General features: G+C 57.2%; 14 protein-coding genes and 2 pseudogenes. 10 read left to right on the top strand and 6 right to left on the bottom strand.

Going from position 1 to position 13447, the window contains the following annotated elements:
- Window positions 1-4 precede the first annotated feature (4 nt).
- Complete coding sequence (locus tag ACM561_RS05745; protein WP_425908691.1) at window positions 5-583, bottom strand: hypothetical protein; 579 nt, start codon at window positions 581-583, stop codon at window positions 5-7.
- A 457-nt stretch (window positions 584-1040) separates the two neighbouring features.
- Here ACM561_RS05745 and ACM561_RS05740 point away from each other — a divergent pair, with 457 nt between their 5' ends.
- Window positions 1041-1283, top strand: coding sequence for a CsbD family protein (locus ACM561_RS05740; RefSeq protein WP_079446179.1), 243 nt, complete (start codon window positions 1041-1043; stop codon window positions 1281-1283).
- Between the two features lie 291 nt (window positions 1284-1574).
- On the opposite strand, the gene ACM561_RS05735 is transcribed toward ACM561_RS05740, so the two are convergent.
- Window positions 1575-1775 carry a hypothetical protein gene (locus tag ACM561_RS05735; RefSeq protein WP_079446097.1) on the bottom strand — a complete coding sequence of 67 codons (201 nt, stop codon included), beginning with the start codon at window positions 1773-1775 and terminating at the stop codon, window positions 1575-1577.
- Between the two features lie 333 nt (window positions 1776-2108).
- Between ACM561_RS05735 and ACM561_RS05730 the strand changes: the two genes are divergently transcribed.
- Window positions 2109-2498, top strand: coding sequence for a hypothetical protein (locus ACM561_RS05730; protein WP_425908689.1), 390 nt, complete (start codon window positions 2109-2111; stop codon window positions 2496-2498).
- Window positions 2499-2585: 87 nt separating this feature from the next.
- Here the strand turns inward: ACM561_RS05730 and ACM561_RS05725 are convergent, their stop codons facing one another.
- Window positions 2586-2744 carry a hypothetical protein gene (locus ACM561_RS05725; protein WP_425908688.1) on the bottom strand — a complete coding sequence of 53 codons (159 nt, stop codon included), beginning with the start codon at window positions 2742-2744 and terminating at the stop codon, window positions 2586-2588.
- 536 nt (window positions 2745-3280) lie between these two features.
- Here ACM561_RS05725 and ACM561_RS05720 point away from each other — a divergent pair.
- Window positions 3281-3502: a hypothetical protein gene (locus ACM561_RS05720; protein WP_374708866.1), complete on the top strand. Its 222-nt coding sequence runs from the start codon at window positions 3281-3283 to the stop codon at window positions 3500-3502.
- Between the two features lie 372 nt (window positions 3503-3874).
- Window positions 3875-5796: pseudogene (locus ACM561_RS05715) on the top strand (ABC transporter ATP-binding protein/permease).
- A 126-nt stretch (window positions 5797-5922) separates the two neighbouring features.
- On the opposite strand, the gene ACM561_RS05710 reads toward ACM561_RS05715, so the two are convergent.
- Complete coding sequence (locus ACM561_RS05710) at window positions 5923-6048, bottom strand: hypothetical protein (protein WP_425908686.1); 126 nt, start codon at window positions 6046-6048, stop codon at window positions 5923-5925.
- Between the two features lie 196 nt (window positions 6049-6244).
- Between ACM561_RS05710 and ACM561_RS05705 the strand changes: the two genes are divergently transcribed.
- Window positions 6245-6397: an aa3-type cytochrome c oxidase subunit IV gene (locus ACM561_RS05705; RefSeq protein WP_425908684.1), complete on the top strand. Its 153-nt coding sequence runs from the start codon at window positions 6245-6247 to the stop codon at window positions 6395-6397.
- An 813-nt stretch (window positions 6398-7210) separates the two neighbouring features.
- A complete protein-coding gene (locus ACM561_RS05700; protein WP_425908682.1) occupies window positions 7211-8233 on the top strand; it encodes a L,D-transpeptidase family protein in 1023 nt (340 codons plus the stop codon).
- 152 nt (window positions 8234-8385) lie between these two features.
- Here the strand turns inward: ACM561_RS05700 and ACM561_RS05695 are convergent, their stop codons facing one another.
- A complete protein-coding gene (locus ACM561_RS05695) occupies window positions 8386-9942 on the bottom strand; it encodes an ISL3 family transposase (protein WP_425905502.1) in 1557 nt (518 codons plus the stop codon).
- 131 nt (window positions 9943-10073) lie between these two features.
- Between ACM561_RS05695 and ACM561_RS05690 the strand changes: the two are divergent.
- From ACM561_RS05690 to ACM561_RS05675, 4 genes and pseudogenes are all read left to right on the top strand, one after another.
- Window positions 10074-10388: pseudogene (locus tag ACM561_RS05690) on the top strand (IS21 family transposase); the annotation flags it as partial.
- 328 nt (window positions 10389-10716) lie between these two features.
- Window positions 10717-10977: a hypothetical protein gene (locus ACM561_RS05685; protein WP_425908680.1), complete on the top strand. Its 261-nt coding sequence runs from the start codon at window positions 10717-10719 to the stop codon at window positions 10975-10977.
- A gap of 207 nt (window positions 10978-11184) precedes the next feature.
- Window positions 11185-11478: a hypothetical protein gene (locus ACM561_RS05680; RefSeq protein WP_425908679.1), complete on the top strand. Its 294-nt coding sequence runs from the start codon at window positions 11185-11187 to the stop codon at window positions 11476-11478.
- Window positions 11479-11881: 403 nt separating this feature from the next.
- Window positions 11882-12076, top strand: coding sequence for a hypothetical protein (locus ACM561_RS05675; protein ID WP_425908677.1), 195 nt, complete (start codon window positions 11882-11884; stop codon window positions 12074-12076).
- A 965-nt stretch (window positions 12077-13041) separates the two neighbouring features.
- Here the strand turns inward: ACM561_RS05675 and ACM561_RS05670 are convergent.
- Window positions 13042-13179 carry a hypothetical protein gene (locus ACM561_RS05670; protein ID WP_425908675.1) on the bottom strand — a complete coding sequence of 46 codons (138 nt, stop codon included), beginning with the start codon at window positions 13177-13179 and terminating at the stop codon, window positions 13042-13044.
- Between the last annotated feature and the right edge of the window lie 268 nt (window positions 13180-13447).

The raw sequence follows: 13447 nt of genomic DNA, 5'->3' as shown, positions 1-13447 counted from the left end.
TTCGTCAGGCGGGCAGATTCGCGACGAATTCGGGCACCTCAAGACCAGAGTCGGCAAACAAGGACATGACCGCCGTCTTTGACCAATATTGCTCGATGAGCAATCTGGCGAAACGTTCCTTTTCTCGCGCGAACCTTGCCATGAGTGTATCGATGCTGTCCGGTTTCTTGCCAAACAGCTCGTCATTCCACGGCTCCTCGTTGAAAAAATCCTGCTCGAGGACCATTCGTTCCGATACGTCCTGGCCCTCCGCCTCACCGTGCCTGGCGAGCACGGCTTCCGATACTTCGGTGATCAGGGAAAACAGTCGCGCCTGTTCCACGAGCATATCCTGAGTCGGAAAAACATTGTCCACCAGCAGGCCGGGAACGAAGTCTCGCGCCAGGGAAGTCGCCAGTTGCATCCAGGCGTCCTCCGGCGTGCGCGCTGCAATTTTGTAGAAGTCGAACAGCTCCGTCCACCGGCCACGCAATTCCTCGACCTGGCAGGCATACCAACGAGACCAGACGGAGAGCTGGCCAAGCCCACCATGAGCTTTTTGGGCAGCGTCAATCCGCGCCAGCAATGCCAGGTCAACCCGCATAGGATCCCTCAACCGTTCCGGAAAATCAGGCGCACGGTATTCCTCAACGTCGTGCGTGAATTCGGTCGAGTCAGGATCGGGGAAAGACGTTCTGTATGTTCCGCTTCCAGCTTTCTGTCCCATGCGAACGCCTCCTAATATGCAGCCTGATCAACCACAGACGACATCCCGGCGCTTTCAACGCGCAGAACGTGAAACCGCGAATTCAACCAGACAGCTACAGATTGCCGTTCGAGTCGGTCCCAGACAAGTCAACAGCAGCGGCGTATCGGGAATTTGCGCCGGCGCATTGCCATCAAGGCATTGGCGGCACAGCCCTATTCTACTCTGCTCCTTGGATTCCTTGGATAAACCGGCCATGCGGTCCATGTGCGACCATTCGTCCTTCGCAGCGGCGGAACGAAGTTCGAGTTTTTAAGTTTTTCCCTTTCGCGGAAATCGCGCGAAGGAGGGAACTATGGACTGGGACCGGATTGAACAAAACTGGGATCAGGTCAAGTACAAGGTCAGAGATCAGTGGGGTAAATTCACTTTCGACGACCTCTGGGAGATCTCCGGCCATCGCGAGCAACTCGAAAAGAAACTGAAGGAGCGCTACGGGTACCAGGACGACTTCGCGAAAAAGCAAGTCGATAACTGGTATGCGAAGGCGCAGTCCTGGCCTGACACGAAAGAACCGCCGCGCTGGCAGGGATATTAGAATCCCTTTCCGGCGAAGTGGACGAGACTTTTCCCGGCTAAGTGGAAATCCGTTTTAGCCGGGAGAATGCTCGAATTAGTAGCTAGCGTGTGTCCCGAGCGCAAATCAGACAATACACTGTTCGGATGCGCGCTGGTCGTCGTTTCGCGTCTTCGATTCCTTCGGAGTGCATTGCGCATTTAGTCCGATTTCCAACGCTTGACCTGAAGCGGACTGCAAGGCGTCAGCCGCCCGAAGATCGTCTGCATCTCGTCACGCATCACGGCTCCGGCGACGCGCGCCTGATGGCCGCTACTTCGGCCGCTGCATTTTTGGCGAGTTCGCCCATGCATCGATTCTTGCTGCCGTTTTGGCACTCTCGATTTTCTTGATTATCTTTTCTCGCTCTATGCCGTCTGGGGCTTCGTCGGCTCTTTGTCGCGATTCCGCAAGGAAATCAAAGAGACGGTCCTGAAAAGGCTTGGTCTGTTTGTAACGGCGCCGATGAGTCATGGCTTTCTCTCCTTTCGCTTTTCCAGGAGGTTGAGCTATGTCCGCGTGCCATGAACGCTGGGGGCCGCGTGCATTGACGCCTGTCAATGTGCGGCGGGCCTTATGGTTCCAAACGCTCAAGGGACTGCGGGACAAGCCGCGCTTATGACGACGAGCAATGGCTCCGCTCACCGCTGTTACTGGCCCCAGCCTTATGGTAAGCTGCGGCGCGGTAGAAATTGCGGGCCACTCCTCGAGTCGATCGTGCAAATCACGCACGCCGTATTTTAGGATCCTTGTTCGCAGGTCAGCCAGCGAAAACTTCTCTACGAGACAAGAGCACTCAAGAAACCAATGAACCTCATGCTGACCGGCGTATTTGGCCTTATCGGACTTGTTCTGAGCTATGGATTTTTTGTTCCAGAGCTCTCTGCATTTCGGCTCTTAGCACCTGTTGGAGTTATGGTGGGATATCAGGCTGGCCAACTTGTTGGCCGGCTCGTCAGGCCACGACCCAAAAGGTTTCTCATTCTAAGCGTCGGCGTATTGTTTTGTTTTTACTTTGCGTTTGCCTACGTCCAGTTGGGAAGGGCCGACCAGTCGGATATCGTGAACTTGGGCGTGCTATTCAGCTTGTCTTTCTTCTGGCTGGGATTTTTCTTGCCTTTCACACGCGCCCCGAACGAAGTAAAGATCCTGTTGTCTAAGGCGGTTGAAGCATTCGGAAGGCGCTCTCGAGATTAGAAGATCAGACAACGCTGACCGGACGAATCTTTAATTCAAAGACTTACTCGCAAGACATGTTCGTGCGATTGAACCACGACTCGTGCTCTAGCACGCGAGCGCCAGCCCATTAGGGACTGGCCACTCGCGCGAGTTCTTAATTGCTTCAGGCAGGATCTGATTTGTGCGGATTTTGATGTTTTCGTCCCCACCATTTTCAACCTTCTTGTTGAGTTCTTTCCGTTTCTCGTCGGTCAGCTCCTGCATCGTTTTGCCAGTCTTTTCTTCGCGTCCTGCTCAAGCGTTCCACCCGAAATATTGTTTTGACGCCGGTAGCGTCTGACATATCCGTTCTCCTTTGCTGCTCGCGTTGGGAAATAACCCATGCCTCTGGCATGCGTTCCGACGGAGCTGCCATTCCTTCGTGAAGGTTTTTTCATCTCTCGCGTGATTCATCTTCCAGCCAGAAGAATTACGGCTTCCGCTACGCGGATCTTTCGGTTCCGATGCGCGTCAGCGCACGAGCAGCTTAGGTTTCAACGGCGATAACGAGATCAATACGTCTCATCGAGCATGCGGTACGCAAGTGACGCCTCTAACTTTGCGAGTTCTGGAATGGTGGCGCATCTACGAGAAGACCATCTTTGGAGCTGGAATTGCGTTGCGGTATACGCGGATGCGGGCCGCGTCCGGGTGTAGACGAAGCAGCGACCGACCAGTTCGGGTGGAACCTGCTCTTCGCTCGCGAGTTGTGGAATGGCGCCGGGCAAACGGCCGAGAAAGAGGACTCCACAATGCGAAGGATGCTTTTGATTGTCTCGCTCATGCTTACAAGCACATATTGTTTTGCTCAGGGCGCGCAACATATGGGCACGCCGCAGGAGCAAAAAGCATGCTCCCGAGACGCCTCACGCTTTTGCCGACAGCTGCTAGGCGATGACATGGCCGTTCAACAGTGCCTTCAGCAGCATCGGGCGAAACTTAGCCAGAAATGTCAGAAAGTCTTTCAAAGCCACGGCATGTAAACTTCGTATGCGTGTCGCCGACTGTTGGTGGACGGAAAGTGTTTCACCAAGAAAAGCCCGCCGAGCAGGCGGGCTTAAGGGATGGTGTCTGGAGAATGCTGATGGGGGGTGAGTGTTCCGGGTACCGCATATCCCGCTCCAGCGGGGTTTTCTATTTCTGACCAGACGCTACCCTCCCGCGATCAAGGGAGGTTAGCTAATGATCGAAAAACTAAATCCTGAACAAGAGATCATAGCCGCGCACATGGCTGCGACGACCGCAGCTTTTTGGGTGCGCTTCCTTTTGCGAGCAGACCCATCTGAGCGCCATCCCGACCGGGCGCGGTACGCCACAAACATTGACGATACCCGTATAACCGAGATCGTGAGCGAATGCCGAAGCCGCCGATCCTTGAAGTTGTCGCAGAGACCGGACAAGCAGTTGAGCCTCCGCCTCCGGAAATCTTGGAGCCAAACGCGGATCTCTCGCCGGAAGAGATTGAGCAGGCACGCAGGGACTATCTGCTCACGCGATTCTGGATCAGCGCCAAAGGATTTTGGGGTGCCAATGGCGGCGAGCTGGCATGGGTGTTGTCTCTCGGCCTGATCGCCTTGATTATTACAAATGTCGCATTTCAATACGCCATCAACGTCTGGAATCGCGCGATCTTTGACGCCATCGAGAAGCGCGACTCGGCCACGGTTTATTATTTAACGGGGGTATTCTTCCCGCTCGCGATCGGCAGCGTGGCGCTCGGTGTTTTTCAGGTATTCGCACGCATGGGCATCCAGCGCCGCTGGCGCGCATGGCTGACCGATTCAGTGGTGTCGCGGTGGCTAACCAACGGCCGCTACTATCAACTCAATCTTGTCGGCGGCGATCACGAAAACCCGGAATATCGCATCGCGGAGGATCTGCGAGTTGCTACCGACGCGCCGGTGGATTTCGCCTCTGGCGTGATATCCGCCTTCCTCTCGGCTGCAACCTTTATTGTTGTGCTCTGGACCATCGGTGGCGCTCTGACCCTGACAGTCGGCGGGTCGACATTTACCGTGCCCGGCTTCCTGGTGGTAGCGGCGGTGATCTATGCCGGAGTAACCAGCAGTTCGATGGTTTACATCGGACGTCACTTCGTCGCGGTTTCGGAGAGTAAAAACCAGGCCGAAGCCGAATATCGCTATGCGTTGACGCGCGTTCGCGAGAACGGTGAAAGCATCGCCCTATTGGGTGGCGAGGAGGAAGAGCGCAGCGGAATCGACAGAACGTTCGCCAGCGTCATCAAGCAATGGGCGCTCCTCTGCGGTCAGCACATGCGCACCACCATCGTATCGCAGGGATCGAGCCTGATCGCTCCGGTCATCCCGCTGTTACTATGCGCGCCGAAATTCCTCGATGGCAGCATGACGCTAGGACAAGTGATGCAGGCCGCATCGGCCTTCACCATCGTGCAAAGCGCGTTCGGCTGGCTTGTCGACAATTATCCCCGTCTGGCTGACTGGAATGCCTGCGCGCGGCGGATTGCGTCGCTGATGATGTCGATCGACGGGCTGGACCGGGCCGAACGTGGCGACGGCGTCGGCCGCATCCAGCGCGGTGAGACCGAGAACGACGCGATGCTCAGCCTTAACGACTTGTCCGTGACGCTAGACAACGGCACCGCAGTGGTGGGAGAAGCGGAAGTGATCATCGAGGCCGGCGAGCGCGTGCTGGTGGCGGGCGAGTCCGGGACCGGCAAAAGCACGCTGGTGCGTGCTATCGCTGGTCTTTGGCCATGGGGTGGCGGCAGTGTCAGTTTCCATCCAGACCGCCGGTTATTCATGCTCCCGCAAAAGCCGTACGTGCCGTCTGGAACGTTACGTCGCGCTGCCGCCTACCCCGCGGCTGCGGAAGACTGGACTCTCGAACAAATTGGCACTGCTCTGGACAAAGTAGGACTTGCTCATCTCAAGGAGCGACTTGAGGAAGAGGCGCCCTGGGACCAGACGCTGTCGGGGGGCGAAAAGCAACGGCTCGCTTTCACCCGGCTGTTCTTGCATAACCCCGATATTGTCGTGCTGGACGAAGCAACATCCGCGCTCGATGCAAAGAGCCAGGACAAGATGATGGACCTCCTCAATAAGGAGCTCCCTAATGCTACCGTCGTCAGCGTGGCGCATCGCGTCGAACTCGAAGCCTTTCATACTCGAAAAATCGTTCTGGAGCGAGGCAAGGGTGGCGCGAAGCTAGTAAGCGATATTGACCTCTTCCGCGCAAGGGAAAACGCCGCCTGCTGGGTCGTTTCCTGCGCCAGCGCCACCTCAAGGCATCCCGTTAACGGGTACCCTGCGAAGTTCTCCAAAGCTGCCCAGGTTGACCGCAGCGTCAACAACGCGCCTGCCATTCGCAACGAACTATTGTTTAGGCGGTCCGGCTGAGGACAGCTGACTTCGACGAACACTCCTCACGCGACGAAAAGGCTGATCAAATGGATCATCAGCTTTGCCCCACAGACCGCGATGCCGAAATCCGTCACCATCAGCAAAAATTGCCTCTCATGTTCATCCAATTCTGAGAAGATTCTGCGCATTGGAGATCCTCCTCCCCGCGCAAAACATTCTCTATCGCTGGTTTGTTCCAATCTCGCATACTGCGCCGTGCCACGCCGCCTTCCACCCCAACTCCACCCCAACGCCTCACATGATCGTGACAAACCGAAGGATCGACGGCAGTAGAGATTGCGCTAATCTCTCAATGCAAGCTCAACGTGCCTTGGGAGACTTGAAATGTCAGACCATAGCGAGATTGTGTACTCAACGTCGGATGGAATGGACTATCCGGCTCATGAGCGGCAGTACAAGGCGTTCATTAAGGTAGGGGCGACCGCCACAACGGCCGTAGCTACCATTGTCGCGTTGATGGCGATCTTCCTCACTTGATTGTGCGATCACCGTTCTAAAGGCCGGCGTTTCTGCCGGCCTTCTTCTTCGCCACCGCGGACCAGTCACGCACGAGAGAAGCGCCTCTTCCGCCTGAGCCGTATTGAATTGTCCGGACGCATAGCAGCGCGGGCGTTAGAATGGTTCGAATGATCATCGAATTGCCTTGTGATGCCCGTTGATAGTTTTAGGGTGGACTTCCGTGTTGGCGGTTTAGAACCGATCCGGTGCGGCCCCGGCGCGCCGCTTCCCAGGACCGCGCGTCGGGGGACTTGATCTCAGGCGAGATTTGTTGCGGATCAACTCGCCGGAGTTCAACCGCCGAAGTGGCTCACGGGACCGATGTTTTGTCCTCTCTCCCTCCATCAGGCTCAGGCATCGGAAACTTCGTGCGTGTACGGCTGATCAACACATCCATGCTCGACATGATCGACGGCGACGGTTTCACCCAGCGCAATTCATCGCGCAGCCTGTCCAGCGCATCACGTGCCCCGGCGGCGTAAGCGCGGCCCTTTCTAGCGCGGTGTTTGCTCATTCCCCATCCTCAGGAGCACCCGCGAATTGCGGCGCGGCCTGCTGCCGTCAGTATGATTGAAGACAGAGTGCGCGGGAATTGGATTGTGGCCCAACTACCTCGTTCTCGTCTTCGTCTGGCAGGTCTGCCCAATATGGCCAGATGAGATTGGCGGCATTTCAATCGATCGCAGCGACGCGACTCCCGCAGCTTGCTGCTGCGACCCCTTCACGGGAACAGATGGACCGACCTTTGCGGAATCCGCGGGAACTTGCGACTGCGCTGAGCTTTGATATGTCATGTCACTCAATCTCGTGCGTGCACTGATCCTGTTTGGCGCGTTTGCGCTTTCACTGTTATCCGCCAATGCGAAAACCTTGGACGGTATCGCAATAGAGAGCGCCCAATTCCTGGGCGTCCAGCCGGATGATTCCGACATCGATGCCCTGGTGGTGAAAACGCAGATTCTGCTCGACCGCGCAGGCTTCTCGCCTGGCGAAATCGACGGAAAGCTCGGCGAGAATGTTAAGAAGGCGCTACGCGCCTATTCGGAGGCCAACGGCTTACCTTCGACGATGACGCTGAATCACGACGTCTTCGAACGGCTGACCGCGAACATGAATGAGTCCTTGCTCGTCGAGATCACTGTCACCGAGGACGATGTCAAAGGGCCCTTTCTCTCTCGGCAGCCAAAGGGCCTTGACGAGATGAAGGACCTCGAACGCCTCGCTTATCGCGACGCCAAGGAAGCACTTGCTGAGCGCCACCACATGAGCGAGGCACTCTTAGTGGCGCTTAACCCGCATGCGGAATTCTCACAGGCCGGCACAACCCTCATGGTCGCGAACGTGCTCAAAGCCAAGCCATCCACCATGGTCACCCGAATTGAGGTCAATAAGGACCTCCAAACAATCAAGGCTTTCTCCAAAGACAATGCACTCGTCGCGTTTTACCCTGCGACCGTGGGTAGCGAGGAAAAGCCATCGCCGAGCGGGGCGCTGAAGGTGCTCGCAGTGCGTAGCAACCCTTTCTACCGCTACAATCCGGACTACAAGTTCAAGGGCGTAAGAGCACGCCGCGCCTTCACCATCAATCCCGGACCGAACAATCCCGTCGGTTCGACGTGGATCGCGCTATCGGAGCCGGGCTACGGTATCCACGGCACTTCGGAACCCTCTAAGGTCAGCAAGGCTGAGTCCAACGGCTGTGTGAGGCTGACCAATTGGGATGCGGCGCACCTGGCGCAGATGGTGAAGAAAGGGGTCACGGTGGAATTCCGCGAGGGAACGGACTCGCAAGTGAACGCCAGGCCAGCCAAGTAACGGGCGTCGTCCAACGGGATAGAGTCTTCACCGTCGATCACATCGCGAGACTAGGGCGCGCGGGCCATCGCCTAACACCTGGGTTGCGCGGTGAGTTGTTATTCGGCCTGCAATATTGGCTCTGACGCAACTTCGATGACGGCTTACCGCAACTAGGTCGCGCCTATCAGCCGAGCTTGCAGGAGGTCGATTTTCGCCCGCCCATACATCTGGCGTTTTACGAGCTTTAGTTTCGTGATCTGCCCTTCTGTCTGGCCATTGGACCAAGGCTCGGAGATGGCAGCACGGACGGCGGCCTTGTCCCTGATGATGCCACTCGCAAAAGAGCCGATCAGGCTCAAGCTGGCGGTGGCGATCCATGGATCGAGATCAGCGACGAGCTTCTTGCGCACCATGGTCTGGAAGCTTTCGACGAGCATGCGGGCTTCGACGAGTGTGGGAACGCGCGCCTCGATAGCAGCGATGGTGACCGTATCTGCTTTGCTGAGATTGTCACGCGCCGTGGTCATCAATCGTGAGATTGTTCTCGCGGATGGCACTTTTTGCAGTTGTTGATTGATCGCCTTCTCGGCCCGTCGTCGCCGTGCCGTCCACTCACTGACGACACGCAAGGAGCCTTGGAAGCCTTGCCTTTGCAAACGACGCCAGAGCTCTGCGCCGTTACGGCAGCCCTCGTTCCATTGCGCATCCAGAAAGGGCAAGTGGGCATCGAGCGTGCTCTGCCGTGTCCGGAAGACATCCGTACTCTCGCCGCGACTGACTTGGCGAACGAGTTTACGGCTGTGTCCTGTTCGACGGACGATCTCCTTGAGTGGCACTGCGTCTCCGACGCGCGCCATGATCGCGGCATTCGTCCGCTTGCGTCGGAGATACCCTTCATACTGCAGCCGTTCCGCGCAAGTGAGCAGTTTTGGATTGATCGTCGTCGCACCGATGGAGGTGCGGATCACCTGCATGGAACGGCGCACCGCGTTGAGGAAGGCCGCGCTTGCGTTCTCCATCAGGTGCCAACGGTCCGCGACCTGGACCGCGTCCGGCAGCGCCTTTGCCGCGGCCTCACCGTAGCCGCCGCCACGGTCGCGCGATACGACCCTGATCTCCGGATGGTCGGAAAGCCAAGCCCGCACCGTTGCAATCTCGCGATCTGGAAGCAGGGTTACGATCCGCCGTCTCTCCAGATCGCACACGATTGTTCCGTAGCGATGGTTCTTGCGAAAAGCCCAGTCGTCAATGCCGGCGACGATCAGAGGCTCCATTCGCGGGCGCGTTCGTCGCCTAACAACCCGCAGCAGAGTATCGTTGCTCACCGGCAGCATCAGTCGCTTGGCAAAGCTCGCTGCCGGCCTGCCGCCGAGTGCCAGCCCCAGATGGTGGACGATGCATTCCAGCCGTGCCGTCCGGCGCGACCGGGTCGGGAGAACGTCGTCCCCGAACCGTTCAGCGAAAATCCGCCGCCGACAACGAGGTAGTTCGCAAACAAACCGTCGCGTGATCACGCGGAGGCGTATTTGCTTGCCTGCACATGGCAAATCCGCGACCTGTCTGTCGTATCGGCTATGGATTCGGCGCGATCTCGCCCCGCATAATGGACACTCGGCCACGTCGCTTTCGGATCGGACGGCTAAAATAATCGAGTCAGATGAATCGCTTACGCTCTCGATAACCAACCCGCTCGGGACAAGCGACGAAATTCGAATACCGGCTCGCATGGCGCTGTTCCCCCGTTGAAGAACCGCAAGCTCGGCAGAAAAATCATCAGATGTGAGTCAGAGCCCAAAAGGGACCCCCTATAGATTGGTCTGTTGGGCTGCCTGCTTTGTAACGAAGCAGGTGGTCGGGGATGCTGATCGTGGAGACGATTGCGCGGATTCGGCGCGAGCACTTCGTCAAGGGCAAAACGATCAAGGAGATCGCCCGCGACCTGAAGGTGTCGCGAAACACGGTCCGGAAGGTGCTGAGGTCGGGAGAGACATCATTCGAATATGAGCGTTCGGTCCAGCCACGGCCCAAGCTTGGACGTTGGGCCTATCCGCGGGAGACGCAGGAGATGGTGTTCGACGCCCACGACCGGGCGTTCGCACTGTTCAAGGGTACCTGCAGCCGCGGCATCTACGACAACATGAAGACGGCGGTCGAGACAATCTTCGTCGGCAAGCTACTCGGCGATACGACCGCCAGGTGGAGCGCGTGTACGCGCCACCATAGCTGCGAGAGTTTAGGCAAGAAGCTGGACGAGTTCGAGGACGCCTGAGTTGAGTGCCGGAGCCGTCATCGAAGTGGGAGGACATACGCAATTCGCCGCACCGCCGATGGCTTTGCACGGAAAGAGAAGCCGAAACCGCGGGAATGCAGGCGACTCCGATACGGTCGCTAGTGGTTCATCTGCCGTTTCTGCATTTGGGGACGGTCGTCTTCGTCGCCATTTACATCTGAGTTGGTCGACGCCGTCGCCCCAGACGTCGCCGCGACAAAAGGAGGGTTTGATGAACAAGCGTAAGAACTTGTCTCACATCCGAACACTGATAAAGGCGCGTGGGCAGGAAGTCCCCTCTCGACAGGGGGATAAAAAGCCTTCCCTCGATCCCAGGGAAGCCTTGGTGGATATCCGGACACTGGCCCGTGTTGCCATAGAGAGTGAGGACACCGCCGTCATGAAGCGCGATTTAAAGATGATCCTGACGATCGTGGATAAGGCTTTGCCGAGCGGGCCAGAAAACCCCTCCGAAGCGATCTTCGGAGCGTAATTCTAAACGGCCGGCCCCGAGACCAGAAATATAAAATCCCGCCGGAGCGGGGTTCTGTGGTGCTTCTGGGCCGCGGCCAACCCAGATCAATCTCATCAGCTATCCGGAACCGCCCCTCGACCCGGTTGAAGCGATGAATGCGGAACGGTCTTCCGACACATGCGTTTTGCTGAGGTGTGTCAACTGAACGCGCTTTGGAGAACGATCATGCGAAATAATCTGATTCCCGCCGCCGCTTTGGCCATGATCGGATTCAGTGTTCCCGCGTCGGCAGCCGACGTCGGCTACGTTCAGGAACCGGTGACCGAGATCTACACTCAGGCTGGACCGCTGCCGCTTCAGGCGGCAGTCGATATCGCCAACGGAATCGGGCTGGTTTCCGTGTCAAACACGAACAAATGGGGCAACCAGTGGCAGGTCGAGGGCTATGACGTTGCCGGAAGCTACATGGAAGTTGATGTGGATGCGCGCACCGGCGCGATCGTAAACGTCAATAGGTGAAGTAGGTCGTAGGCGCCCAAGTCAGGCCGACGAGGCGGTATCGATGAAACCCCGACGATGCGGGGTTGTCGCAAGGCCCTTTAGCTAGCCGCTATGCCGGTGGGCCTTTCGTTGTGTGGTCCACTCGGCCGCGCTTTGCTCAAGCCGGAACAACTTTCATCCAATCGTATTGAATCGCCGGAACGGTCGATTCACTCCCGCCCGTGTGATCCGAACCCAAATTGGCCCGCTATGACTCCAACCGGCGCACGCCAATCCGCGCTGGATCCACTTAAAGCCGCAGAATCGATGAGCGAGACAATCCACCGCACCCCCGGATTGGCCGCACCGGCAAGAAATAGCTCGCTCGGGAGATTTCTTCGGCGCTAGAATTTCCATCGATTCAAACGGTGGAGGTGCGGCAATGGCCGAGCATCATAGTTTGAAGCATCTCACACTTGAGGATGGTCTTTCAGCCTGGGCCAACGAGGTTCGGGAGCAGGCTGGGATGATGGCCCGGGCCGGAACAAGGCGCCTACTCAAGAAAATCACACAGGCCGACGAAGCCACTAAACTTTACAAGTGGATCAACTCGCCGGAGCTTCAACCGCCGAAGTGATTCACGAAACCGATGTTTTGTCCTCTCGCCTTAGTCCGTCAGGCTCAGTGTTGTTCCTAGACAGGTATGGAGCGCAGGCAACATGGCATCCCCAAACGACAATCCCCCTAGGGGGACGAACCATATAAGGCGCGTCAACAACACCACGATCGGCTGGGCTATCGGAGGTGCAGTGCTCGTGATGCTACTCAGTCTCTCCGTCTTCACCGGGCGCGGCACGCCACCTAAATCCGGCGAGAATGCGCCGAATAGCCCAACGCACACGCAACCGCAGAGGTGAGCTTAAACCGCAATATATCTCTGTATTCGGCGTTCTAGGATGATTGCAACCAGCAGCCAACCACGTTGAAGGATGAGCCAAAGTGATAGGCCAAATTGCATTTGTGTCTATCACAGCGGGCCTTTCATGCGCCTTCGCTGTACTTGCTCACATAAGGCACAAGCGGATTTTGCTGGCGATAGAACAAGACACTTCGCCAGCTTTCCGTGATCTGCTGGTTGAGGGTGGCCTCTGGTTTGCAAGTGTTCTTTTTGGTCTTTCGGGGACGATGTATTTGGCTATCTGCGCTTCGAGATATTGGGTGAGTTACTAGAGGACGCGAGACATCGCCGCGCGTCATTGATTTTTCCTCCGAAACCCCAGGCCATCTGTTCGAGCTTCTACCCCACCAGCCGGTGATCTCCTCGCCGGAGTGTCTTTTTGCGCATTAATCCACGCTTCCTGTCTCGACGGCGCTCATGTACGAAACGACGGCCCAGCGATCCAGAAACGCTCTCGCCGTCTGCCGGGCCTTGTCTCGTGGTTGAGTGAAAGTCTCCCGCACGTAGCCATCATCGGCCTTTGACTGCCGACGTCGAGCCGCCATCCCGGTCCGCCAGGTCTCTTGGGGTCCGGGGCATCGCGACACTCCACATGCGACGCTGAAGATGTAATGATCGTGCGTGCAGATAGGAGTCGATCAGCACTAATGTGCGGCGATAGGCTTTCCTGCCGTCAACGTGAGGCGGTCGGCCTTGACGAGCACGCGGTCATTCCCGACTTGGGGCCGGGCGAAGAAACTGACGAGGACAAAGGCGACGCAGAATAGCAGACCTACAAGCATGGTTTTTCGGTTTGTGCTTTTGTCGTGAACGAACATGACGATAGATTAACCCATGGAAATGAGCCGGCAATTGATCGAAGGGATTAACCTCACTGGCTAACCTTACTTCGTTTTGCCTACCCGCTCGTCATCGCTGTCGGTTTGTTGTTCTGGTCGGGCTGTTGGCCTTTGCCAGGCCTCGCGACGTCCTTGAAATAGCAACCCCGCCGGAGCGGGGTCTATTCCTCAGATCGTGGTCGGGCCGCTGACTGTATTCAGCATCGGTGCG

This window comes from Nitrobacter sp. TKz-YC02, assembly GCF_049852135.1.
GTDB classification, from domain to species: Bacteria; Pseudomonadota; Alphaproteobacteria; order Rhizobiales; family Xanthobacteraceae; genus Nitrobacter; species Nitrobacter vulgaris.
This window is presented reverse-complemented; position numbering and strand designations above follow the sequence as displayed.

Bases quoted from the DNA above. Each gene is read 5' to 3' on its own strand.
- ACM561_RS05695 (WP_425905502.1), bottom strand. From the start codon at position 9,942: ATGCGAGCCGGTATTCGAATTTCGTCGCTTGTCCCGAGCGGGTTGGTT.
- ACM561_RS05680 (WP_425908679.1), top strand. From the start codon at position 11,185: ATGCGAAATAATCTGATTCCCGCCGCCGCTTTGGCCATGATCGGATTC.
- ACM561_RS05740 (WP_079446179.1), top strand. From the start codon at position 1,041: ATGGACTGGGACCGGATTGAACAAAACTGGGATCAGGTCAAGTACAAG.
- ACM561_RS05725 (WP_425908688.1), bottom strand. From the start codon at position 2,744: ATGCAGGAGCTGACCGACGAGAAACGGAAAGAACTCAACAAGAAGGTT.
- ACM561_RS05705 (WP_425908684.1), top strand. From the start codon at position 6,245: ATGTCAGACCATAGCGAGATTGTGTACTCAACGTCGGATGGAATGGAC.
- ACM561_RS05730 (WP_425908689.1), top strand. From the start codon at position 2,109: ATGAACCTCATGCTGACCGGCGTATTTGGCCTTATCGGACTTGTTCTG.
- ACM561_RS05670 (WP_425908675.1), bottom strand. From the start codon at position 13,179: ATGCTTGTAGGTCTGCTATTCTGCGTCGCCTTTGTCCTCGTCAGTTTC.
- ACM561_RS05745 (WP_425908691.1), bottom strand. From the start codon at position 583: ATGCGGGTTGACCTGGCATTGCTGGCGCGGATTGACGCTGCCCAAAAA.
- ACM561_RS05735 (WP_079446097.1), bottom strand. From the start codon at position 1,775: ATGACTCATCGGCGCCGTTACAAACAGACCAAGCCTTTTCAGGACCGT.
- ACM561_RS05710 (WP_425908686.1), bottom strand. From the start codon at position 6,048: ATGCGCAGAATCTTCTCAGAATTGGATGAACATGAGAGGCAATTTTTG.
- ACM561_RS05675 (WP_425908677.1), top strand. From the start codon at position 11,882: ATGGCCGAGCATCATAGTTTGAAGCATCTCACACTTGAGGATGGTCTT.
- ACM561_RS05700 (WP_425908682.1), top strand. From the start codon at position 7,211: ATGTCACTCAATCTCGTGCGTGCACTGATCCTGTTTGGCGCGTTTGCG.
- ACM561_RS05685 (WP_425908680.1), top strand. From the start codon at position 10,717: ATGAACAAGCGTAAGAACTTGTCTCACATCCGAACACTGATAAAGGCG.
- ACM561_RS05720 (WP_374708866.1), top strand. From the start codon at position 3,281: ATGCTTTTGATTGTCTCGCTCATGCTTACAAGCACATATTGTTTTGCT.